General features: G+C 33.9%; 26 protein-coding genes. 9 read left to right on the top strand and 17 right to left on the bottom strand.

Going from position 1 to position 23,334, the window contains the following annotated elements; all coding sequences use genetic code 11:
- Positions 1–13 precede the first annotated feature (13 nt).
- The 4 genes from CLV33_RS15280 (at position 14) to CLV33_RS15265 (ending at position 4,685) form a co-directional block, all read left to right on the top strand.
- The gene (locus CLV33_RS15280; protein ID WP_042248160.1) at positions 14–493 is read left to right on the top strand and encodes a GNAT family N-acetyltransferase; all 480 of its coding nucleotides are present in this window, start codon (positions 14–16) and stop codon (positions 491–493) included.
- A gap of 85 nt (positions 494–578) precedes the next feature.
- Positions 579–1,829, top strand: a complete 1,251-nt coding sequence (locus tag CLV33_RS15275; protein WP_105474631.1) for an aspartate kinase — start codon at positions 579–581, stop codon at positions 1,827–1,829.
- 23 nt (positions 1,830–1,852) lie between these two features.
- Positions 1,853–3,682, top strand: coding sequence for a GNAT family N-acyltransferase (locus CLV33_RS15270; RefSeq protein ID WP_105474630.1), 1,830 nt, complete (start codon positions 1,853–1,855; stop codon positions 3,680–3,682).
- Positions 3,672–4,685, top strand: a complete 1,014-nt coding sequence (locus tag CLV33_RS15265) for a carboxypeptidase-like regulatory domain-containing protein (RefSeq protein WP_105474629.1) — start codon at positions 3,672–3,674, stop codon at positions 4,683–4,685. The genes CLV33_RS15270 and CLV33_RS15265 overlap by 11 nt, the downstream gene beginning before the upstream one ends.
- A 121-nt stretch (positions 4,686–4,806) precedes the next feature.
- On the opposite strand, the gene CLV33_RS15260 is transcribed toward CLV33_RS15265, so the two are convergent.
- The 12 genes from CLV33_RS15260 to CLV33_RS15205 form a co-directional block, all read right to left on the bottom strand.
- Entirely contained in the window at positions 4,807–5,244 is a 438-nt protein-coding gene (locus tag CLV33_RS15260) for an NINE protein (RefSeq protein ID WP_045370990.1), read from the bottom strand.
- A 90-nt stretch (positions 5,245–5,334) separates the two neighbouring features.
- Positions 5,335–6,099 carry a sulfite exporter TauE/SafE family protein gene (locus CLV33_RS15255; RefSeq protein WP_105474628.1) on the bottom strand — a complete coding sequence of 255 codons (765 nt, stop codon included), beginning with the start codon at positions 6,097–6,099 and terminating at the stop codon, positions 5,335–5,337.
- 25 nt (positions 6,100–6,124) lie between these two features.
- Complete coding sequence (locus CLV33_RS15250) at positions 6,125–6,511, bottom strand: VOC family protein (protein ID WP_105474627.1); 387 nt, start codon at positions 6,509–6,511, stop codon at positions 6,125–6,127.
- A 3-nt stretch (positions 6,512–6,514) separates the two neighbouring features.
- The gene (locus CLV33_RS15245; protein WP_105474626.1) at positions 6,515–6,970 is read right to left on the bottom strand and encodes a DUF1801 domain-containing protein; all 456 of its coding nucleotides are present in this window, start codon (positions 6,968–6,970) and stop codon (positions 6,515–6,517) included.
- A 7-nt stretch (positions 6,971–6,977) separates the two neighbouring features.
- Entirely contained in the window at positions 6,978–7,436 is a 459-nt protein-coding gene (locus CLV33_RS15240) for a DUF4199 domain-containing protein (protein ID WP_105474625.1), read from the bottom strand.
- Between the two features lie 24 nt (positions 7,437–7,460).
- Positions 7,461–7,832, bottom strand: a complete 372-nt coding sequence (locus CLV33_RS15235; RefSeq protein WP_042241487.1) for a VOC family protein — start codon at positions 7,830–7,832, stop codon at positions 7,461–7,463.
- Positions 7,833–7,941: 109 nt separating this feature from the next.
- Entirely contained in the window at positions 7,942–8,352 is a 411-nt protein-coding gene (locus CLV33_RS15230; RefSeq protein ID WP_105474624.1) for a response regulator transcription factor, read from the bottom strand.
- A gap of 151 nt (positions 8,353–8,503) precedes the next feature.
- Positions 8,504–9,439, bottom strand: a complete 936-nt coding sequence (locus CLV33_RS15225) for a 2-hydroxyacid dehydrogenase (protein WP_105474623.1) — start codon at positions 9,437–9,439, stop codon at positions 8,504–8,506.
- A 36-nt stretch (positions 9,440–9,475) separates the two neighbouring features.
- Positions 9,476–9,841 (bottom strand): cupin domain-containing protein, encoded by a 366-nt coding sequence (locus CLV33_RS15220; RefSeq protein ID WP_105474622.1) that lies wholly within the window; start codon positions 9,839–9,841, stop codon positions 9,476–9,478.
- A gap of 144 nt (positions 9,842–9,985) precedes the next feature.
- Positions 9,986–10,501, bottom strand: a complete 516-nt coding sequence (locus CLV33_RS15215; protein WP_105474621.1) for a gamma carbonic anhydrase family protein — start codon at positions 10,499–10,501, stop codon at positions 9,986–9,988.
- 76 nt (positions 10,502–10,577) lie between these two features.
- Positions 10,578–11,312: a LytR/AlgR family response regulator transcription factor gene (locus CLV33_RS15210; RefSeq protein ID WP_105474620.1), complete on the bottom strand. Its 735-nt coding sequence runs from the start codon at positions 11,310–11,312 to the stop codon at positions 10,578–10,580.
- Position 11,313: 1 nt separating this feature from the next.
- Complete coding sequence (locus CLV33_RS15205) at positions 11,314–13,485, bottom strand: histidine kinase (RefSeq protein ID WP_105474619.1); 2,172 nt, start codon at positions 13,483–13,485, stop codon at positions 11,314–11,316.
- Positions 13,486–13,694: 209 nt separating this feature from the next.
- Between CLV33_RS15205 and CLV33_RS15200 the strand changes: the two genes are divergently transcribed.
- Positions 13,695–14,849, top strand: coding sequence for a vWA domain-containing protein (locus CLV33_RS15200; RefSeq protein ID WP_105474647.1), 1,155 nt, complete (start codon positions 13,695–13,697; stop codon positions 14,847–14,849).
- Positions 14,850–14,950: 101 nt separating this feature from the next.
- On the opposite strand, the gene CLV33_RS15195 is transcribed toward CLV33_RS15200, so the two are convergent.
- Complete coding sequence (locus CLV33_RS15195; protein WP_042241466.1) at positions 14,951–15,955, bottom strand: PorP/SprF family type IX secretion system membrane protein; 1,005 nt, start codon at positions 15,953–15,955, stop codon at positions 14,951–14,953.
- A gap of 138 nt (positions 15,956–16,093) precedes the next feature.
- Between CLV33_RS15195 and CLV33_RS15190 the strand changes: the two genes are divergently transcribed.
- From CLV33_RS15190 to CLV33_RS15175, 4 genes are all read left to right on the top strand, one after another.
- Complete coding sequence (locus tag CLV33_RS15190) at positions 16,094–16,999, top strand: NifU family protein (RefSeq protein ID WP_105474618.1); 906 nt, start codon at positions 16,094–16,096, stop codon at positions 16,997–16,999.
- A 75-nt stretch (positions 17,000–17,074) separates the two neighbouring features.
- Entirely contained in the window at positions 17,075–17,275 is a 201-nt protein-coding gene (locus tag CLV33_RS15185) for a dodecin family protein (protein WP_042241460.1), read from the top strand.
- 167 nt (positions 17,276–17,442) lie between these two features.
- Positions 17,443–17,802: a DUF1304 domain-containing protein gene (locus CLV33_RS15180; protein ID WP_105474617.1), complete on the top strand. Its 360-nt coding sequence runs from the start codon at positions 17,443–17,445 to the stop codon at positions 17,800–17,802.
- A gap of 27 nt (positions 17,803–17,829) precedes the next feature.
- Positions 17,830–18,645, top strand: coding sequence for a mechanosensitive ion channel family protein (locus CLV33_RS15175; RefSeq protein WP_042241457.1), 816 nt, complete (start codon positions 17,830–17,832; stop codon positions 18,643–18,645).
- A gap of 83 nt (positions 18,646–18,728) precedes the next feature.
- Here CLV33_RS15175 and tsaB read toward each other — a convergent pair whose 3' ends face one another.
- The 4 genes from tsaB to CLV33_RS15155 form a co-directional block, all read right to left on the bottom strand.
- Positions 18,729–19,406, bottom strand: coding sequence for a tRNA (adenosine(37)-N6)-threonylcarbamoyltransferase complex dimerization subunit type 1 TsaB (gene tsaB / locus CLV33_RS15170; protein ID WP_105474616.1), 678 nt, complete (start codon positions 19,404–19,406; stop codon positions 18,729–18,731).
- 93 nt (positions 19,407–19,499) lie between these two features.
- Positions 19,500–20,954 (bottom strand): TolC family protein, encoded by a 1,455-nt coding sequence (locus CLV33_RS15165; RefSeq protein ID WP_105474615.1) that lies wholly within the window; start codon positions 20,952–20,954, stop codon positions 19,500–19,502.
- Between the two features lie 2 nt (positions 20,955–20,956).
- Positions 20,957–22,075, bottom strand: coding sequence for an efflux RND transporter periplasmic adaptor subunit (locus CLV33_RS15160; protein ID WP_042241449.1), 1,119 nt, complete (start codon positions 22,073–22,075; stop codon positions 20,957–20,959).
- 13 nt (positions 22,076–22,088) lie between these two features.
- Positions 22,089–23,333, bottom strand: coding sequence for an ABC transporter permease (locus tag CLV33_RS15155; protein ID WP_193744428.1), 1,245 nt, complete (start codon positions 23,331–23,333; stop codon positions 22,089–22,091).
- Position 23,334: the final 1 nt, after the last annotated feature.

Genomic DNA, 23,334 nt, shown 5'->3' with positions numbered 1-23,334 from the left:
CTTACTTAAAATTATGATGTTTACAATTAGAAACGCAAAAAAAAGCGATATGTCACAAGTATTAACTTTAATAAAGGAGTTAGCTACTTTTGAAAAAGAACCTGATGCTGTTGAAGTTACCGTAGAAGATTTACAAAAAGATGGTTTTGGCCCTCACCCTGCGTTTCATTGCTTTGTAGCAGAAGTTAACTCTAAAATTGAAGGTATTGCTTTAATATATCACCGTTATTCCTCATGGAAAGGCAAGATTTTACACCTTGAAGATTTAATTGTAAGTGAATCTATGCGAGGTAGCGGATTAGGAACAGCACTATTAGATACAGTGGTTAAACACGGACACGATTTGGGAGTTAAGCGTATTAATTGGGAAGTTATAGATTGGAATGAAAACGCCATTGCCTTTTACGAAAAAAAAGGTGCAAGAGTATTGCGCGATTGGGATGTTGTATGGCTAGATGAAACTGGCATTAATAACTATGTAGCAAATTTATAATTAAAATTATACATGCAACATGTGTAACATCCTTATCATATTAAAAATTACAAATAACTGCCCCCTTAAATACAACTAGAACAATATGCAAGTATTCAAATTTGGAGGTGCTTCTATAAAAGATGCAAACGGCGTTAAAAATTTAGCTACCGTTTTACAAAAAATAGGATACAAAAATACTCTAGTTGTAATTTCGGCAATGGGAAAAACCACTAATGCCCTAGAGCTAGTTATAAAAAACTATTTTGAGAATAAAACAGAATTACAAAGTTCGCTACAAGAGGTTAAAAAGTATCACAACGAAATTTTGCTCAATCTGTTTGAAAACGTAAACCATTCCGCTTTTAAAAAAGTAAATGTTTTGTTTGACGAGTTAAATGGCTTTTTAAAAACCAATAAATCGCCAGATTATAATTTTGTATACGACCAAGTAATAGGTTTTGGCGAACTGGTTTCTACAACAATAGTTAGTGCTTACTTAAACACTATTGGGATAAAAAATAACTGGATAGATGTTAGAACACATATAAAAACCGACAGCTATTATAGGCGCGCCAATGTAAACTGGAACGACACACAGCGCTTAATTTCATCAAACCTTAATACTTCGGTTTTAAATATTACACAAGGCTTTCTAGGAAGTGATGCTAATAACTTTACAACCACATTAGGTAGAGAAGGTAGCGATTACACCGCCGCTATTTACGCCTATTGCTTAAATGCAGAACGTGTTACCATTTGGAAAGATGTTCCCGGAGTGTTAAATGCAGACCCGCGTTACTTTGATAATGCACAACTATTGCATCAAATATCATACGAAGAAGCCATAGAACTGGCTTTTTACGGTGCCTCTGTAATTCACCCCAAAACCCTGCAACCATTACAACGCAAAGAAATCCCGCTTTTTGTAAAATCGTTTGCCAACCCTAATAATAGCGGTACTAGAGTTGGCAAGGGCATTACAATAGCTCCTAATATCCCTTGTTTTATAGTAAAAAAGCAACAGGTGCTTATTTCATTGTCTTCATTAGATTTTTCGTATATAGTAGAAGATAACATCAGCGAAATTTTTGCTTTATTACATGCTTACAAAATGAAGGTAGGCCTTATTCAAAATTCCGCTATTAGTTTTTCTGTATGTATAGACAACATATACAACAACTTAGAGGAATTATTACAACACCTAAAAGCTAAATTTAGGGTTGCCTGTAATGAAAACGTTTCATTATACACCATAAGGCATTACAATAATGAAGCTTTAAATAAGTTAGAAGAAAGCAAAACTGTATTACTAAAACAACTAACACAAGAAACCGTACAAATAGTTACTACATAGTTTTATTTATTACTTTTACGCCTATGGGGAAACAACAAGATACTGGTTTAGTAACCGCAAAAGAAGTCGCAAAAGCTATACAATTAGACAAGTATGGGTTTATAGGCACCTTTATAGGCTGGTTGCTTATGAAGGTGCTTAAAATTTCAACACTCAATAAAATTTACAACCGAAACAAACATTTAAGTGAAGTTGACTTTTTGAATGGCATTTTGGGCGATTTTCAGATAAAATTCGAAATTCCTGAAGAAGATTTAAAACGCCTACCTAAAGACGGAGCTTACATTACCGTTTCTAACCACCCACTTGGAGGAATTGATGGTATTTTACTTTTAAAATTAATGTTAGAACAACGTAAGGATTTTAAAATAATTGCAAATTTTTTGTTGCACCGTATCGCACCGCTAAAACCATATATTATGCCTGTTAACCCCTTTGAAGACAGGAAAGACGCAAAATCTAGTGTTGCAGGTTTTAAAAATGCTATTTTACATCTGCGCGAAGGCCACCCTTTAGGTATTTTTCCTGCGGGCGAAGTATCTACCTATCGCGATGGTAAATTGGTGGTAGACAGACCTTGGGAAGAAGCCGCCATGAAATTGATAAAAAAGGCCGAAGTACCTATAGTTCCCATTTATTTTCATGCAAAAAACAGCAAACTATTTTATAAGTTATCAAAAATTAGCGATACGTTTAGAACCGCAAAATTACCTTCGGAACTATTAACGCAAAAAAAACGCACCATTAAAGTACGCATAGGCAAACCTATTTCCGTTACCGATCAAAAAGAGCATGAATCCTTAGAAAGCTTTTCAGAATTTATAAGAAGAAAAACATACATGCTTTCTAATGCTTTTGAGGACAAACCCAAAAGGCTCGAAAATTTTTCTTCAACCTTAAAAACACCAAGAGCCCCTAAAAGTATTGTTACTCCCGTTGATAGCCAATTAATGGTTAAAGAAGTTGAAGCGCTTAGAACAGACAATTCCCGGCTCTTAGAAAGTAAAAATTACGAAGTGTATTTGGCAGAAGCCAAAAAAATACCAAACATACTTAGGGAAATAGGAAGACTAAGAGAAATTACATTTAGGGAAGTGGGCGAAGGCACCAACGAAGCCATAGATTTAGACGCATTTGATAATTATTACCATCATATGTTTTTATGGGATAACGATAGTAAATTAATAGTTGGCGCCTATAGAATGGGGCTTGGTTCTAAAATCTTTAAAAACTATGGCATTAACGGTTTTTATTTACAAGATTTATTTCGTTTTGAGCCCGAACTTTATAAAATGATGAGCGAATCTATAGAAATGGGGCGCGCTTTTATTATAAAAGAATACCAACAAAAACCAATGCCTTTATTTTTACTATGGAAAGGTATTGTGCATACTACGTTGCGTTATCCAGAACACAATTATTTAATTGGCGGGGTAAGTATTAGCAATCAGTTCTCCAACTTTTCTAAGTCGTTAATGATTGAGTTTATGAAATCGCATTATTACGACCCATACATTGCACAATATGTGCGCCCTAAGAAAGAATTTAAGGTGAAGTTGAAAGACGCCGATAAAGATTTTGTTTTTGATGAAACCGAAGCAGATTTAAATAAATTTGATAAAATTATAGACGAAATAGAACCAGGTGCATTGCGTTTACCTGTGCTTTTAAAAAAATATATAAAGCAAAATGCAAAATTGGTGGCGTTTAATGTAGACCCTTTGTTTAACAATTCTGTAGATGGATTAATGTACATTAAAATTGCCGACTTGCCCGAAAGCACCGTTCGTCCTGTTATGGAAGAGTTTCAAGCAGAATTAGAGCGTAAGTTTACGGAAAATAATGACACCTAAACACCTCCTTTTTTTAAGTGTTTTTTTAATTGGCCTATCCTCTTTTGCACAAACAGTTAGAGGTATAGTTTTAGATGCCAAAACCCAAGCACCTATAGAAACAGCCACTGTTTATTTTGATAATACCACCTTGGGCACAATTACTGATGAACATGGTAAATTTTCAATCGCATATTCAAATGCCATACAATCGCCTTTGGTTATTTCCTTTTTGGGCTACAAAACCCAACTCATAACAGATTATAGAAGAAAAAAAAGCATTGAAGTTTTCTTAATTGAAAACCCAGAAGACTTAGGGGAAGTATATATAAGTACTGATGACGGGATGATCAGAAGGCAAAAACTAAAACTTTTTAGAAGGGAGTTTTTAGGAACTTCTGATTTTGGAAAATCCTGTACCATTCTAAACGAAGATGATATTATTGTACGCTATAATAAAAAAGAAAGGTTACTTACGGCCTACTCTAAAGCGCCATTACAAATTGAGAACAAAGCATTGCAGTATTTAATTAGCTATGATGTTACCGCTTTTAAATTACGGTTATATAACTTTTCATTCAATCCTTTTAAAACAAAATCAGTTGGTTTTTATGGCACCACATTTTATAAAAATTTAACTGTTTTTAACAAAAAGAAAGCCTACAAAAATAGGGCAAAAGCTTACCAAGGCTCTAGGTTACAATTTATGAGAGCGCTATATGCTAATAAATTAGAGGAAAGAGGTTATGAGATATTCAGTAGAAAAACTAAAATTTATCCTCAAAATTATTTTAACTATTTTTATTTAGAAAGCAAAAATAATTCTGATATAAAACGTTTGTTTATAAGGCAACAACTAAATGTTCTATATAAAAAATGGGAACAGTCTTCCATAGAGCTTTTAGTGCCTTCTATTTTCATAGATTATTTTGGAAATTACACCAATGTAGATAAAGTTCGCTTTACAGGAGCTATGGGAGAACAGCGTGTTGGAGAGCTATTACCTTTTAATTATGGGTTGTAAATCTTAAACGTTTCATACTATGTTTCTTATCTAAGAAAAGCACCTTATGAATATCAAAAAAAACTAAAAAAAAGTCCAAAAACAAGTATGCTTTTGGACTTAATCTGTTTCTATCATTTTTTTAAAACCAAGGTTTTTTACCAACCTGATAGGTATTATAGAAGTCGGCATCCGATTTGGTTAAGTAAATAATACCTTCTACCAAACCAATTAAACCTGTAACCCAAACTACTAACACACCAATTCCTACGCAGGACAGCACAATACCAATTATAGATACCCCAAGTAAAATTCCGCCTTCTTTATTATAACCTAATATAAACTTATGAATGCCTAACCATCCTACTAAGATTGCCAAAATACCTGCTAATATTTTTTTATTTTCTCCCGATGCAAATGTTTCCTTGGCTGCCTCACTAAATTCTGAAGCGGTTTCTTTTGCTTCGTTAGCAAATTCTTTGGCTTTTTCTTTTGCGCTTTCTGTGGTTTTTTTAGCACTATCTTTAGCATCGCCTAACATATCATCTAGGTCGTCGCTTAAATTTTTTTCGTCTGACATGATTTTTTAATTTTTGATTAGTATTTAAAAGTAATAAAAATCTAATTACATGTAACCAAATGTGTTTAAAATAAAGATTAGCTATTTAATTTAGCGCAATAACATAATAATACCACCTAACGCAGTTACTATAATTATAAACCTGCGATAGTTTACGTTTGATATTAGTTTTACCAAACGCGCTCCTAGAAAAAAACCGATAACCACGGCAGGAACCAATATTAAGTTTAAAGCTAAACTTTCTTTGGTTACTGTCTTCCAAACAAAAAAGTGAAATGGTAGTTTAAACACATTTATTATAAAAAACAACCATGCAGCTGTACCTATAAATTCGTTTTTAGGCAATCGCATGGCTAAAAAATAAATATTAGAAATTGGGCCTGCTAAATTGCCTATCATAGTAGAAAAACCCGCTAAAAATCCAGCTGAATTTGAAAACACTTTATTTTGTGGAATAGCATTGGTTTTACGCTTTTCAAAAAACCACATAATACCTACAGAACCTATAATGATAATAGCCATAATACGCTTAAATAAAAGCTCTGATATAGCATCGCCTACCCATACGCCCACCAAAACACCAATAACCATAGATGGCATTAGCTTTTTAATAAAACGCCATTGGGTATGCCTATTGTAATAACTTACCGCAATAATGTCGGCCGAAATTAACATGGGCAATAAAATGCCTGTAGATGCTTTTTCCCCAAAAACAAAAGCTAAGATTAATATGATAATGATACCAATACCTTTTATTCCAGACTTTGAAAAACCTAAAATAAATGCAGCCAAAAAAACAGCTACCCATTGAAAGATTGATAAGTTGTGATATTGAAGTAATTCCAAATAAGCCAATATATCTTTTTTTGAAGGCGTGAAATTACAAAAAAGCAGCGTCTATTGGTTCCCAAAGCTCTATTTTATTGCCATCATTATCTAAAACCCATCCAAATTTCCCATAATCATATACTTTCATTTCGCCAATAATTGTAACTCCTTCTTCTTTTAAAACCTTTAATAAGACTTCTAAATTCTCAACACGATAATTGAACATGAAGTCTTTTTTTGAGGGTTCAAAATATGTTGTAGCTTTAGGAAACGGGCTCCATTGTGTAGAACACTTATTTCCATCTTCATCTTTCCACCAAAAGGTGCAACCGTAATCGTCGGTATTAAGCCCTAAATGTTTTTTATACCAATCTTTTGTTGCTTTTGGGTTATCTGTTTTAAAAAACAGTCCGCCAATACCTGTAACTCTATGTTTCATGTTTTATTTTTTTATAGCTTTTTCATAAATATCAATCCACTCGTCGCAAGTCATTTTACTGGTAAGTTCTGCAATCAGTTCAAAAGGAATATCATCTAAATATTTAAAACGAATACAACTTTTACCCATATCTAATTTTCGTTTGCAGTGTTTAGGGTACTCGTTTACAAACCAGTCGTATAATTCCTTCTTTGCATAAATACCACTATGGTATAAGTTTACAGAATTTTTTTGCGATGCAAAACTCATAAAAGGCAAAGGTGTTTTAGGGTCGCAATGGTATCCATCTGGATATACTGAATGAGGCACGTAATACCCTATCATTTTATAAATTATTCCTTCCTCAAATCCTTCAGGCAAGTTGTTATTAATAACCTTTCGGAGTTGTTCTAAAATGTCTTGTCGCTCTTCAGGAACTTGACTGATGTAGTCTTCTGGTGATGTAGCTTCGTATGGCATAGTTTGCTTATTTGCGTTGCAGGATTACCCCTGAAATTATAGTTATTATGAATCCGATAACAATTACTAAAGCCAGCATAAACAATGCCCCCATAGTGCTGGTCATTTCAATAACATCGTCTCCTTTCCCCTCGTTTATTAACATTTGGGAATACTCTTTAAAAAAATCTGGGTTTATGTATGCTGTATAGATAAAGTCTGCAATGGCAATACCTACGCCAACTAATACAGAAATTAAAACACCTATTAAGATTGCTTTTCCCAGAGAAACACTGCCATTATTAATTCTATCTCTATAATGCTTTATACCGAAGTATATGAACGAGAGCGACACAACTATTGATACATAGCCTAAAACCTCTAAAGTCCCATAATCTAAACCTTTTCCTAAAGCAAGATGCAGTATAAAAATTAAAAAACCTGTAATTGCACCATAGCTCCCATATGTAATGACCGTATGTTTCATGTTCGCTTTAGTATTGTTGTAATGTTATACGTGTTGATCTATTAAAATAGTGTTGCCATCAGGGTCATACAGTACAATACTTGCAGGACCAGACGTTGTTTCATCTGCATCTCGTTCTAACTTTATACTTTTATTTTTTAAATGTTTTTGAATGTCCCGCACATCATCGTAATCCTTAAGCGGGTTTGCACTTTCGTCCCAACCTGGATTAAAGGTTAAGATGTTTTGCTCAAACATACCTTGAAACAAACCTAACAAGGCGTTGCCATTTTTCATGATAAGATAATTGCTTTTAATATCTCCCGCAAAAACACTAAAGCCCAGTGTTTCGTAAAACGCTTTGGATTTGTGAATATCTTTTACCGACAAGCTAATAGAAAATGCACCTAATTTCATTCTACTTATTTTTTAGATTAATTAATAGATTACAAAGCTAAATTTAGTGCAGAAATAGGGGTCGTACTAAAGTACCAAATTAGCAGTACTTCTGTTAAATGTATGAATTTTATATGATTTGAAGTGATTTAGCTATTTGAAGCGCTTGGGTTCTACGCTTAGCGTTTAGTTTTAGCAATAGGTTAGATACATGCGTTTTTATGGTACTTTCTGAAAGGTATAACTTATCGCCTATTTCTTTATTTGACAACCCTTCTGAAATGGCCTGAAGCACTTCGTATTCTCGTGAGGTAATTTCTAAATCCTTTATTTTTTTATGATTGATTACTTTAGTGTTTACCTGTTGCTTATGTAAACTTTTTTTATTGATATAGCTACCTGTTATAAAAAAAACAACTGCGATAATAGCTATTACAATTTCGGTGTTTAAACTACCTGAATGAATAAAATAGGCACTTAACTGAAACAGTAGTACTAAGGCTAAAATTAGTCCTGAAAAAACGAGAATGGTTTTTTTCATGTTTAAAACTAATAAAAATCTTTAAATGCTTCTTGATACAATTTCGACAAAAAAGCCAAAATCACTCGAATTAACAAAAGGCTATGTACTAAAAACATAGTTAGTTCCAATGGTGCAACGATAGGTATCTCAAACTTCGGGGTATCGAAAACTAATAAAATTTAGCTTTAATTTTGTTTATAATAGTTTGCGCCAGTTTTTCTTTACTTTCAATAGTCCAACCTGCTACATGGGGCGATAACAAAACATTATCGGCTTTAATTAAATATTTAAAAGCTTCTGGCATATCGTTAGAAAACAAACTCTCGAAAGATTTCTTCTCGTATTCCAAAACATCCAATCCCGCACCTAGAATTTTACCCGATTGTAATGCAGCAACCAAATCTTGGGTAACCACACTTTTTCCTCTAGCCGTATTTAGCAACCAAAACGGTTTCTTAAATTGATTGATGAACCTTGAATTCATCATGTTTACAGTTAAAGGCGTTTGCGGTGTATGCAAACTCACAACCTCAACCTGTTCCTGAAATTCTTTTAACGATACTTGTTTTGCATTAACATCGCCTACATGTTCCTTAATGTCGTAACACAACACGGTAACATCAAAACCTCTAAGTTTTTTCGCAAAGGCTTTCCCCATATTGCCATAGCCAATTAACCCAACTGTTCTCCCATCGAGTTCTATTCCTCGGTTGGCTTCTCTTAGCCATTTACCGTGCCTTACTTCTTTATCGGCCTTATTTAATTTATTAAAAAGCGATAACAACATACCTAAAGTATGTTCGCCAACAGCGTTTCGGTTGCCTTCGGGTGCAGAAATAAGATATACACCTTTTTGTTCGGCATATTCACAATCTATATTCTCTAATCCTGCGCCAACGCGACCAATAAATTTTAGATGGGTAGCCGCATCCAGAAATTGCTTATCTATAGTAAATCGGCTTCTGATGATTACACCGTCGTAATTCGCTATTTTGGCCTCTATTTCAGATTTTGAAGAAGTATAATCTTCATGATTTGTACAGCCTAAATCGTTAAGTTGATTGATTAACAGTTCGTGATTTGAGTCTAAGTGTAATATTTTCATATGAGATGGGATGCTGAGTGAAGTTCAGCACGACAATTAAATTTTTGGGTATTCTGTTTGTGTTAGCTTATGCGCTATATTTCCTGTGTGTGCAGTGGTTAATTTCTCGAACAACAACACATGTACTTCTTCATCATTTTTTGTACAAGGGTTATGCGCTACTCCTTTGGGTACTACAATAATTTCGCCTTCGTTAACCACTTCTGTTCTGTCTCTAAATTGCATGTATAATGTGCCTTTTATTACCTGAAACAGTTCGTCTTCATCATCATGACTGTGCCAAACAAATTCGCCTTTTAGTTTTGCTAGAATAACTTGCATATTATCTACTACTGCAATTTGGTGTGGGTGCCAATTTTTACCGAACTTGGAGAGTTTTTCTTTGATATTAATTTTTTCCATGTTGTAAAATTAAGATGTTTTTATATTCTAGCCATTTTAATTTAAAACGGACGGAATTGCGTTAGGGATTGCAGCGGCATCCTTTTTTAAGGCACGAGAAAAAGATATAGCGGAAAGCCCGACCCTTGTGGTAACGCCCAAATATTACTTTTTAAACCAACTTGCATATTTAATATAAGCATCGGCTATACGGTTTATTTCTCCATGTAGGAGTTCCTCGCTTATATCCTTAACTTTTTTGGCGGGTACGCCTGCATAAATACTGCCTGTTTCTACTCGCGTATTTTTTGTGAGTACAGCACCTGCGGCTATAATAGAGTTAGATTCTACAACACAGCCATCCATAATAATACTACCCATACCTACCAATACATTGTCTTGGATAGTGCACCCGTGCACTAGCGCATTATGGCCAATAGATACGTTATTTCCAATAGTTGTGGGTGCGGTTTTGTAAGTACCGTGTATAACTACACCGTCTTGCACATTTACTTTGTTGCCCATTTTTATGTAATTAACATCGCCACGAACTACGGTGCTAAACCATATGCTGCATTGGTTTCCCATGGTGACATCGCCTACTATTGTTGCATTTTCTGCGATAAAACAATCGTTTGGTATTTCTGGTATTTTTCCTCTTACGGTTTGAATTACTGGCATGGTGTAATGACTATTTACTATTGATTATTTTTTATTTAAGACACTCAGGTGGTTTTGCCCTCTGGATGAAACAAACTTATTTAAAATAAGATAATAAATCTGCTTTTTTGGAGGCAGATACCATTATTTCCTTACCGTTGCTTAATACCACGCTGCCGCCTTTTCCCTTTTGGTATTTTACTACTTCGTTAATGTTGACTAAATACGATTTGTGCACTCGGGCAAAACTAGCATCTCTCAACGCTTCTTCAAAATATTTTAGGGTTTTGCTTACTATTTTTCTTTTGTTGTTGTTTAAATAAATTTCGGTGTAATTGTCGTCTGCCTTACAATATAAAATATCGGCAGTGTTTAAAACCTCAAAACCACTTTGTTGCGGAATGGTAATTTTACCATTTACCCCTGATGTTTTTGCAACTAGAACCTCGTCTTGTAAGGCACTTTCTTTTGTTTTTATATCGGTTACATAGTCTACCGCTTTTATAAGCTCGTCTATAGAAATGGGTTTCATTAAATAATAAGACGCATGGGCATTTAGAGCATCTATTGCGTAATGATTGTAGGCGGTTACAAAAATGGTTTCGAAGTTAATATCACCCACTTTTTCCAACAAATCAAAAGCATTACCATAGGGCATTTCTACGTCTAAAAACACAACATCTAATTGGTTATTACGAATTAAAACCAGTGCCTCTTCTATGTTTGCTGCTTCTCCTAAAACCTCAACATTAGGGCAGTACTTTTGCAAATAGTTTTTTAGTATTTGTCTACTGGTTTCTTCGTCTTCTACGATTATCGCTGTTAGTTTCATATTAATCCTTTTTAAGCGTTACTACCACTTTTGTGCCCGTATCTTCTTCGTCTTTAAAATCATCAATAAACACATTAACCTTATCTTTATACATATCGTTTAAAATAGCTACGCGTTTTTTAATATTACCCATACCCTTGGAATTTTGTTTTTTCTGATTTTTAGTCTTTAAAGCTTTAGATTTTTTTCGACCTATACCATCATCGGCAATAGTTATTTTTATCTCATCTTTATACTCTTGTGAAATATTAATATTTAGGTGTCCTTTCTCTTTTTTATAGCGTAACCCGTGCCATACGGCATTTTCTATATAAGGCTGTAAAAGCATTGGCGGAATTACAAAATCCTTAATATTTATTTTCTCATCTACATGAATGGCGTAATCGAATTTATCTTGAAATCTAAAATGTTCTAATTGGGTGTATAACTGTAATAATTCAATTTCATTTTCTAAAGGAATAAAGTCTTCTTCACTATTTTCTAAAACAGCGCGCATGAGTTTAGAGAAATCGGTTAGATATTTATTTGCTGTTCTTTCATCATTTGAAGCAATAAAGCTGTTTACCGAATTTAACGCATTAAAAATAAAGTGCGGGTTCATTTGGCTTCGCAACGATTTTAGCGCTAATAGATTATTTGCCAACCGCTGCTGACGAATATATTTATACATTAAGAAAGCGGTGAGCAACAATAAAAACAAACCACCAATAAGCGAGTAAATAATAATTTTTTGTCTTTTAGATTGCTCTACGGTTAGTTGGTATTTGCTTTCTGAAAGTTCCCTATCGCTTTCCAAACTTGTTATTCTATTTTGTTTTGTTGATAAATCTTTACGAAAACGGGTGGCTTGCGATATTTCCTGTTCCTTTTTGCGATACAATTTATCTACTACATCTACATACTCTTGGTAGGCCGCAAGTGCTTTTGTAAAGTCTCCAGTAGTTTTATAAACTTCTGAAAGCCTTCTTGTGGCATCTTTTTGTACAATTAAATCTTCCTTGGTTTCGGCTTCCTCTTTACTTTCCTCTAAATAATTAATGGCGTTGCTAAAGTCGTTTTGTTGTGCATAAGCATTACCAATTTTATATTTCTGTTTTTGTGATGTTAAGGCACTTTCGTTGTCAATAATAGAATCTTTTTCGGTTTCTATATTGTTTATATCTTCTAAGGCTTGTTTTCGTAATACAATTTCATCTGTAAAATTGTTTACTGTATTTTGAAAATCTGCAACCTTTACACGTTCTTGTACCGCTCTTTTTATATTTTGATTATCGGCAAGTTTTAGAGATTTGTTATAATAGCCTTGTGCTTCTGCAACTTCACCTTTGTTGCTTAACACCTCTGCTATTTTAGAATTTAAATCGGTGATTTTTGGTGTTATTAAATGGTTTTGAGCTTCTAGTAATCCGTCTCTATAAGCTTTAATAGCATTATCGTATTGGTTAATGTTTTTGTACACATCGCCTAAACCTTCGTAAAGTGTTACCAATTGGTAGTTAGAAAGTTCTGTTTTATTAATTGTACTATACTCTTGAATACTTTCTTGGTAATTTTCGTTTAATCTGTAGGCATTGGCTAGTTTTAATCGGGTTTCATTTACACCTTTATTCTGAAGGCTAATTTGGTAATTAGACACTGCTAAATCGTATTGCTTCCAGTACATATAAATATCGCCCAACACCTCGTAAGCATCGCCAGTTTCTTTTTTAGAGTTGCTTAACTCTAAAGCATCGGCAATAAACTGAATACTTTTTTTGGCATCTTTTTTTAAATATACTTCTGCCGAATCTATAAACCAGTTAAATTGAGGTTGCCTAACTTTTTTAGAACGTTTACTAAAGGTTTTATTTTGAGTGTTTGGTGCCACTTCAACCGTAATACGTTCGTTGCTTAAAATGGTGTAATAAATAGTTTCAAAATCTTTGTGACGTATGGTAAGCTCGTCGCCTTTTCTGGCCTCTACCCTAAACTCTCCAAACATATCTGTAGTTGTGTAAGAACCGCCATTTATTTGAATATTTACATTAGGAATAGGGTTTCGTGTATCCTGCTCTAAAACAGCACCTCTAACCGTAAACCTAGGCGAGTTGTCTAGCATATTAACTTGCGCCACTGCAGTTAAGCTTCCAAACGCTACGTAGAAAAATAATAGGTATTTAAAATAAAAATTCATGCCTTATTTAACAGTAGCTAAACTTACGCACTTTCTCTGGTATAATAAAACGGCAAAAACCAAAAAACAACCATTTTACCATTTAAATTTCCCTGTTTACACATTTAACGGTACACTTTACGCATTCAAACATAGGCTTTACGCATTCAATGTTTTTTATAAAATACTTTAGAAATAGATTTACGGTATTAATTAAAAAACGAATCATCATGAAAACATTATTTAAAACAACATTATTATGTGTGGCTATTTTTTGCTTTACCACTGGCTACGCCAACAACAAAAAACAAAACCTTACCATAAATACCAACCAAAACATAAGCCCTACACCCAATAAGCAATTTATAAAAGTGGCGCTTTTATTAGATACTAGCAATAGTATGGATGGGTTAATAGACCAAGCTAAAGCACAACTTTGGGAGATTGTAAATGAATTGTCTTATGCCAAATGCGGTACCGCTAAACCCAATTTGCAAATTGCATTATACGAATATGGTAACGATAGATTAAACAGCGAAGAAGGGCATATACGCCAAGTTTTAGCTTTTAGCGACGACCTAGACGAAATCTCCAAAGAACTATTCTCGTTAACCACAAACGGTGGTAATGAGTATTGCGGGCAGGTAATACAAACCTCATTAAATCAATTAAACTGGGGTACAAATCCTGATGATTTAAAATTGATATTCATTGCTGGTAATGAACCTTTTACCCAAGGAAAAATTAATTACAAAGATGCCGCTACGAATGCTAAAGAAAAAGATGTTACGGTAAATACTATATTTTGTGGCGATTATAACCAAGGTATTTCTACCTATTGGAAAGATGGTGCAGATTTAACCCAAGGCGACTATATGGCTATAAACCACAACAAAGCCACGGTGCATATTGCATCTCCTTATGATGACCTTATTCTTCAACTAAATATAAAACTGAATAAAACATATGTTGCTTATGGACAAAGAGGTAAAGAAAAACGAATGATACAAGCAGAACAAGATATGAATGCGAGTGGTTATAGTAAAGCCAATGCCGTAAGTAGAACTGTGAGTAAAAGTTCTCATCTATACAAAAACTCTACTTGGGATTTAGTAGATGCTGTTGAAGAGGAAAAAGTAAATATAGAAGACCTAAAAAAAGAAACTCTGCCAGATATATTGAAGAATAAATCTTCTGAAGACATCAAAGCTTATATTTTAAAAATGAAAGAAGAGCGTAAATCTATTCAACAACAAATTCAAGACTTGAATGAAAAACGTAGAATTTATATTTCTGAAAAGCAAAGCGCAAATTCAAATGCATTAGAAAACGCCATGACAAAAGCCATTAAAACCCAAGCTAAAAAGAAGAAATATACATGGTAAATAACACCCGTCATTACGAAGGAAGTATGACTGAAGAATCTGGTTACTTTAATTTATAAGATTGCCACGTCGTACCTCCTCGCAATGACAAATCTAATTTTTTAATTCACCGCAGGGCAGTTACATTCATAACGCTTACGTCTACAACTAAAGTTATAGCCTAGAGTAAGTTGATGAAAGCCACCATTGGTAAACACTACCGAGTTTGATTGATATGTATATGTGTAAGCAAACATAAACTGGTTGTAATTTACGCCCACAATTGGTGTAATTTGTTGTAGTTTCTGGCTTCGTATGGTATTTCCATTGCTTATAAACTGGGCCCCATCTAAACTTTGCCGGTATGATAACCCGCCCCAAAGTGTTCCAAACTCCATTTGTTTGTAAACTTTTGCATTAAAATCTACCATAGATTCTTGAGTACCGTCTCTATATTGAAACATTACAGAAGGCTCGTAGCTCCATTCGCTTCCTAACTTACCAAAAACACCACCTACCGATAGTAGATAACGTCTTAAATTGCTTGTTATTAAAACATCGTTATTAATTCCAGAATTTTTAAGCACATTTTTAATAGTACCATGCGCATAAAAATCTAAGTAATGGTAAGAAAATCCAAAATCTATATTAAAGTTTGTAGCACTTTGCACTACACCTTGTACAATTGGGTCTTGTCCATCAAAAGGAAATGTAGTTTCATCGAGTTGGTATTGTATAAATCCGGCACTTAACCCAAAAGAAAGCATATTTAAATCTAACTCGCTTCTAGAAAACATTAAATGGTGCGCGTAAGTTAAATAAGCGCCTGTTTGCGAGTGGTATCCATTTTTATCGGCATATAAAATTCCACCAATTCCAGAAGGAGAATCTCCAATACGTCCGTTAACGCTCAACGTCATTAATCTCGGTGCATCTTCGTGCCCAAACCATTGTTGTCTTCCTGTTAACCGTACTTTGGCACAATTTGCCGCACCTGCCATAGACGGGTGTATCAAGTAATAATTATCTGTTAAATAGTCGGTGTAGATTGGGAGACCTTCTTGGGCATAAGCATTTGGCAAGCATAACATACCAACCAACAATAAAAAAGTATATTTCAATTTCATAGGTTACAGTATCAAGGTAAACTGGTCTTTAGTAAACGTTTAGTTTATTAAAAAATTTCATAAAGAAAACAGTTAACTAAACTCAAATATATGGATAACTAGGTTTTCTTTTAGTATTTTTGACAAAAAATAGCTAAAATGAATAATTTCAAGGTTTCAGTGCAAGAAACATCAAATAACGCCATAGTAAAATTTGAACTTAATCAGTTTATTACTAAGCATCAAAGTTTTGAATTTAATAATATAGACGACGCCAAAGCATCACCTTTAGCGCAGCAATTATTTTATTTGCCTTTTGTAAAAAAAGTATACATTTCCAGCAACTTTATTGCTGTTGAACGTTATAATATTGTTGAGTGGAACGATGTGCAAGATGAAGTAGCCGAACAGATTGAAGCGTATTTAAACGATGGTGGTGAAGTAATAACAGAAGATGCTGCACCCAAAAAACAAATCCCTGTAACGGTTTATGCCGAAGCTACACCAAACCCAGCGGTAATGAAGTTTGTTGCCAACAAAAAAATAGCAACATCTTTATTTGAGTTTACTTCAATAGACGATGCAAAACTTTCGCCAATGGCATCTGAGTTGTTTCATTTCCCATTCGTTAAAAGCGTGTTTATTGAAGAGAATTACGTGTCTGTTACTAAATACGACATGGCTGAATGGCAAGACATTACAGTAGAATTAAGGGAGTTTATTAGAAATTTCATTGCCGATGGTAAAGAGGTAGTACTTCCTGAAGCTGCTGAAAAAATGGAAAATTCTACACCTCAGTTAGATAAAAAATTTGAAGCCTTAGATGATACATCTAAAGAAATTGTAAACATACTGGAAGAATATGTAAAGCCCGCAGTAGCGAGTGATGGTGGAAACATTCAGTTTATGGGATACGATGCTAACGAAAAAAGTGTAAGTGTTATGCTTCAGGGCGCGTGCAGTGGTTGTCCGTCTTCTACGTTCACATTAAAAAACGGGATAGAAAATATGCTAAAGCAAATGCTCCCTGGTAAAGTAGAAACTGTAGAAGCCATTAATGGGTAATTCATAAAAAAATACATACTAAAATTTGTATCTTTAGGGTGGTTACATTAGTTATTAATCTAAAAATACAATATTATGGCAGTATTAAAAGTTATTGAAGTTTTAGCAAACTCTGACAAAAGTTGGGAAGATGCTACAAAAAAAGCAGTAAAAGAAGCCTCTAAAAGCGTTAAAAACATCCGTTCTGTTTATGTTAAAGAACAAAGCGGTATTGTAAACGACGGAGAAGTCACTGAATTTAGAGTGAATGTAAAAATTACTTTTGAAGTAAAATAAACCATGTAGGTTTAAAAAAATGCGTTCATCCTACAAATATAAGGTGAACGCCTTTTTTATGCCTGACCTTTAACTAAATTTGATAAATCCATATTATTGTTTGTAGTGATAACACAACATGTAAACAATTTTTTTCTACATTAGAAAACCGTTGATTTATTAGGAAAATGAGCACCATAACCATTATTTTAATTGCCTTTATTGCCCTAGAACATTTTTACTTTATGGTATTAGAAATGTTTTTATGGACAACACCAAAGGGTATTAAAACATTTGGTTTAAAATCTAAACAATTTGCCGAAGACACTAAGGTATTAGCTGCAAACCAAGGCTTATATAACGGTTTTTTAGCTGCCGGATTAGTGTTAGCTATACTTACGGAACATAAAAATAGTTTACTATTTTTTTTAATATGTGTGACTATTGCAGGTATTTATGGGTCTTATTCCACAAAGCAGATAAAACTGTTTTTAGTGCAAAGTGTTCCTGCAATTATAGCGCTTGTATTTGTTTTATTTAGAATTTAATTAATCAATTATAACAACTTAAAAATTATGAATTTAGAAAACATTGATACTGAAAAATGGCTTGAATTAGGTTTAGATTACGGACTCAAAATTCTTGGAGCCATTATTATTTGGATTATCGGGTCTTGGGTAATTAAAAACATTATAAAAGGCACCAGAAAAATAATGACAAAAAGAGATTACGACGAGAGTCTCCAAAAGTTTTTATTAAACCTATTTGGATGGATTTTAAAAATTGTTCTAATTATTGTTGTACTTGGTACTGTAGGAGTAGAAACTACATCTTTTGCTGCAATAATAGCTGCTGCTGGTTTAGCCATTGGTTTAGCATTACAAGGTTCGCTAGGTAATTTTGCAGGCGGTGTATTAATTATGATTTTTAAACCTTTTAAAATAGGGGATTTAATTGAAGCCCAAGGTGAAATTGGTGTGGTTAAGGAAATAGAGATTTTTACCACTAAATTAACTGGGCTTTCAAATAGAGAAATTATTATTCCAAACGGATCTTTGTCTAATGGCAATATTATTAACTATACTACCGAAGGAACTCGTCGTGTAGACTTGGTTTTTGGTGTAGGCTACGATTCTGATATTAAGAAAACCAAAGAGGTTTTAATGAATGTTTTAACATCTCATCCTAAAGTGTTAAAAGACCCTGCACCATCTGTAAACGTTATGGAATTAGCAGATAGCTCTATAAACTTTGCAGTAAGGCCATGGAGTACTGCTGATGATTATTGGGATGTTTATTTTGGTATTACTGAAGATGTAAAAGAAGCACTTGATAAAGCAGGTATTGAAATTCCGTATCCACATCAAGTAGAAATACATAAAGAAAGCTAAATTTATTTAACTTCTAAAGATATTGATAGGACCTGTCCATGTTTTAAAAACCAGACAGGTCTTTTTTTTTATGATTTAGTTTATCAGGTTGACTTTGGCTTTAAGGCCACAAAATCTTTTAAATAATAAGGCTCAAAATAAGCAACATCTTCGGTATCGCTTATTTTATATTTATTAAAAGCCAATTGGCCCATTTCGTTTGCAGAAGGCAGTTTATCTTCAATAAAAAAAGTATTTGGGTGCTGAATCATGCTTTTTGTTTTTGTTACCCCATTTCCAATAAAATAAACGTTTCCTTGTTCTAAATATGTACCAAAAGATGTTTCGTCTATAATTTGGGCCTTAGTATCTCTTATTTGATTATATTTTGAATTAAAAACAGCTGAATATACTTCCATGCGTCGAGCATCCAACATAGCAACAATAACACCATCATTACATGAAACTTGGTGTGCCAAAACCTCTAAAGTTGGCACAGAAATAAGGGGTACATCCAAAGCATACGCTAAACCCTTAGCTGCTGATACGCCAATACGCAAACCTGTATAAGAACCAGGGCCTTTACTTACCGCAATGGCATCTATAAGAGCTTTAGAATCTAAATTAGCCTCTCGCAAAACCTCATCTATAAACACATGAAGTTTTTCTGCATGCGAATAACCATTTCTAGCGTCTTCCTTTATAGCAATAGTGTTTCCGTCTTTGGAAAGTGATACGGAACAATTGGTAGTTGCTGTTTCTAAATTAAGTATGTAAGCCAATGTATTGGGTTGAAGATTTAGCTTGTAAAAGTCTAAAACTTTTTAATGAATACAAAACCTTTCTGAAAAATTAGAATCTGAAGTTAAAAATTCTTAGTTCTGGCTTAAGTCTGTAATTGGAATTCCAAAGTAAAACTCTAAAACTTTTAATTTAAAAATATAATCGTATTTAGCCCTAATCACCTCGCTTAATGCTTGCTCGTAGCGTGCTTGCGATTGGCTAAATTCAAAAGAATTAGCCAAACCAATATTATAACGTTCTTTTGCGTAACTAAATGCTTCCTTACGCGCTTCTTCGGTTTTTATAGCTGCTTCGTAAGTTTTTAGTGCACCTTTAGCATCGTTCATTGCTTGGTAAACCTCGGTTTCAAGGTCTAACTTTGCTTGTTCGTATTGGTTTTTAGAACGCTTTAAATTAATACTATTTCGCTGCACATTATTCTTAGCCGAAAAACCATTTAGTATGGGTATATTTAAGCTAATACCAAAGTTGTGCCCATCGTTTAAACTAAATTGATTAAACAATGCATCTGGCCCACCAATAATTCTAGTGGTATTAAAATTGGGTGCAAGTACTGTTTCTCCTGTACCTTCTACAAAACCAATAGGAGAATTTGTTCCATCTGGAGTGGCTTCTACCCCTAAAACCCTATCGCTGTAAGAAGCCCGGGTATTGTACCTGTAAAACCCTGTTACAGATGGCTGTAAGTTACCTTTTGCCAGTTTCAAATCATATTCGGCTAGTTTTACGTTGGCATCTGCAATTTTTAAATCGTATCTGTTTTCCTTGGCTTTTTCAATAATTGCTTCTGGAGACTCATCTAAAATATTGGTTAATGGCACCTCGTATTCCACATCCATAGTATCAAAATTCTCATAATCATCAATTCGCAAAGTTTGTGCTAAACTTATTTTAGATAACAAAAGTGCGTTTTCGGTATTTACTATTTGTTGCACTTGTGAAGCTAGAGTAGCCTTTAACTCTAAAGCATCCCCTCTTGGAAGTACTCCTTCATCAACAAGTTCTTGTGTTCTTATTAAGTCTTGGTTTGTTATTTCGTATTGTGCTTGCTGTATTTTAAGTTGCTCTTTATTAAATAATATTTGTAAGAACGCATTGGCTACAAACAGCGAAATATCATCTTTCATATCTGCGAGTTGATATTGGCTCGCTAAAATTGCCAAATTAGAGCGGTGTAATTGGTTTATATTTCTTAAACCATTATAAATATCAACGTTAGATGACAACCCAAAAGATGTAAACTGAGTAGTGAGGTTTTCAAGCAAACCTGTTGTAATGTTTTGGTTTAAACCAATATTCCAGGAATGGTTTCCGTTGGCATTCATTGTAGGTAAAAAATTTCCAATGGCATCCTTTTTGTTTAACTCATTTTGTTGTACGTCTAACTCACTTTGTTGAATGCTTATGTTATTTTCTAGAGCGTAGTTTACACATTCTAACAGCGTCCATTTTTTTTGTTGTGAAAACCCTAATGCTCCAACAAAACATAGTACTAGTACAATTGTATTATTTATTAACTTATTCATACTTAGTTGTTTTCTTCCTCTTCTTGTTCATCAGAAGCTTTGTTCCAAATTTTTATTTTATCGCCTTCTTTAACGCCATCAAGTATTTCAACATTAATACCATCAGATATACCTATTTTTACATCTTTCTTTTTAAATTTTCCGTTTTCGTCTTGTATTTCTACAAATGGCTCATCGCTAAATCTTTTGTATTGTAATAAGGCTTCTTTAATAGCTAAAACACTGTCTTTTCCTTCTAAATCTATTTCGGCATTTGCGCTATAACCCGCACGAATATTTGTAGTGCTATCTAAAGTAACATTGGCTTTAATAGTAAATTGTACCGCTCCGTTTTCCTCAATACCTTTTGGTGCCACAAAGGTTAATTTTGCTGGGAATTCTTCATCGTTAATAGCTCCTAAAACTACGGTAATATCTTTACCTTCCTTTAGTTTTCCAACTTCGGCTTCATCTACTTTACCTTCAAAAATCATATTACTCATATCTGCAATTGTTGCAATAGTAGTTCCTGCGTTAAAGTTGTTACTTTGTATAACTTGGTCTCCCTCTCGTACAGGAATTTCTAAAATTGTACCTGAAATTTGGGCAATAATATTGGTGTTTGCTGACCCACCGCCCGAGAGAGAACCGCGTTTTATAATTTGATAATCGTTCTGGGCTTGCCTTAATGTTTCTTTTGCTTGGTTATAGCTTAACTCACTATTCTCGAAGTTCTGTATAGAAATCACCCCTTTTTCAAAGAGTTTTTTATCCCGTTGAAATTGTATAGTTGCATTATCAAAAGACAATTGAGCCGTTGCTATTCTACTTTTAGCATTTGCTAAACTCTGTTCATTAGGCACTACCCTAATTTTAGCAATTAAATCGCCTTTTTTAACAACATCGCCTTCTTCTACCACAATTTTATCTACGATACCAGAAATTTGAGGTTTCAATTCAATTTCTTCTTCTGGATTTAATTTTCCTGTGGCAACCGCCTGAGAATTTATAGTTGTGAAAAACGGCTCTTCAACTCCAAATACCTCTATATCTTTTGAATTGGCATCCATAAAATATTTCAAAACAAATATTAGGGCAACTACCGCAACTAGAACTAAAATAATTTTTACTGTTTTATTCATTTTTTTTGATTGTTTATTCTTCTCTTAATGCTTCAATAGGTTTTACACTGGTTGCTTTAAATGCTGGTATTAGGCCTATTAAAGTTCCTAAAATTATTAATAATGTAAGGGCAAAAAGTACCACAGCTATAGAAACCGATGGATTAACTAATGCAGCTGAATCCCCTTGTCCCCACGCATAATTGATGAGAATTAGCACAAAACCACCAAATATAATTCCTATAAAACTCGCAATTAAACACAACACCACAGCTTCCAAGATTATTTGACTTTTAATCTCAAGCGGTGTTGCCCCAATAGCGCGCCTTAAACCTATTTCTTTAGTGCGCTCTTTAACGGTAATTAAAAGTATATTGCCAATGGCAAAAACACCTGCAATTAAAGTAGCAATACCAACAAACCATGTTAAAAACTGCATGCCCGTTAAAAAACCCGTTACTTTTCCAAATTCTTTACCCGCATTTGCGCTCCCAAAAGCTCTTCTATCGTCTGGGTGAATTTTATGAATATTTTTAAGCAATAGTTTACTATCCTTTTCTACTTGTACAATATTAAATTCGGGTTTAGCAGTAATAACCATCCAACCAATTCTTCCTGCTTGATTGTATATTTGCTGAAACGTGGTAAACGGAATATGTAAATTTATTGGTGGCCCCATGTTGATGTTGGACACCTTAAACACACCAACTACCTTAAAGTTTATGTTATTTATAATTATATATTCGCCAATAGCATTTTCATCTTTTTCAAAAAGCTGTTTATATACATCTTCTGAAATTACAGCCACTTTTCGTTTAAGCTGCATATCATTTTGATTAATAAACCGACCGCGAATAAGTTTTTTCTTTTCTACCTCATCTAAAAGCGGGTAATCGCCGCCAATTTGAAAGCTTCCCGATAGAAATCCTCTGTCTACTTTTGATACTTGCTGGCTTCTAGGAACTACAAATTCTACTCCAGGAATATTTTCTTCTACACGTTTCGCGTCCGATAATGTTAAGCGTACCCTTCTGCCTTCTTGAAATCCTTTAAAAGGTTTGCTAGTACTTTGTCCCCAAATAAACACGGTATTTGTTGCGAAATCGCCGAATAGCCTATTAAAGGAATTTTCCATTCCTCTAGCTGAGCCTAAGAGCACTATTAAAAGAAATATACCAAACCCAACGCCAAAAATAGTTACCAATGTGCGCAACTTATTTTTACGAATACTATCGTATAATTCCTGCCAAGTATCTCTATCAAACAAAAATTTTATCATG

This window comes from Jejuia pallidilutea, assembly GCF_002973595.1.
GTDB lineage: Bacteria > Bacteroidota > Bacteroidia > Flavobacteriales > Flavobacteriaceae > Jejuia > Jejuia pallidilutea.
Note: the sequence above shows the minus strand (reverse complement) of the source record. Positions and strands in the feature narration are given on the sequence as shown.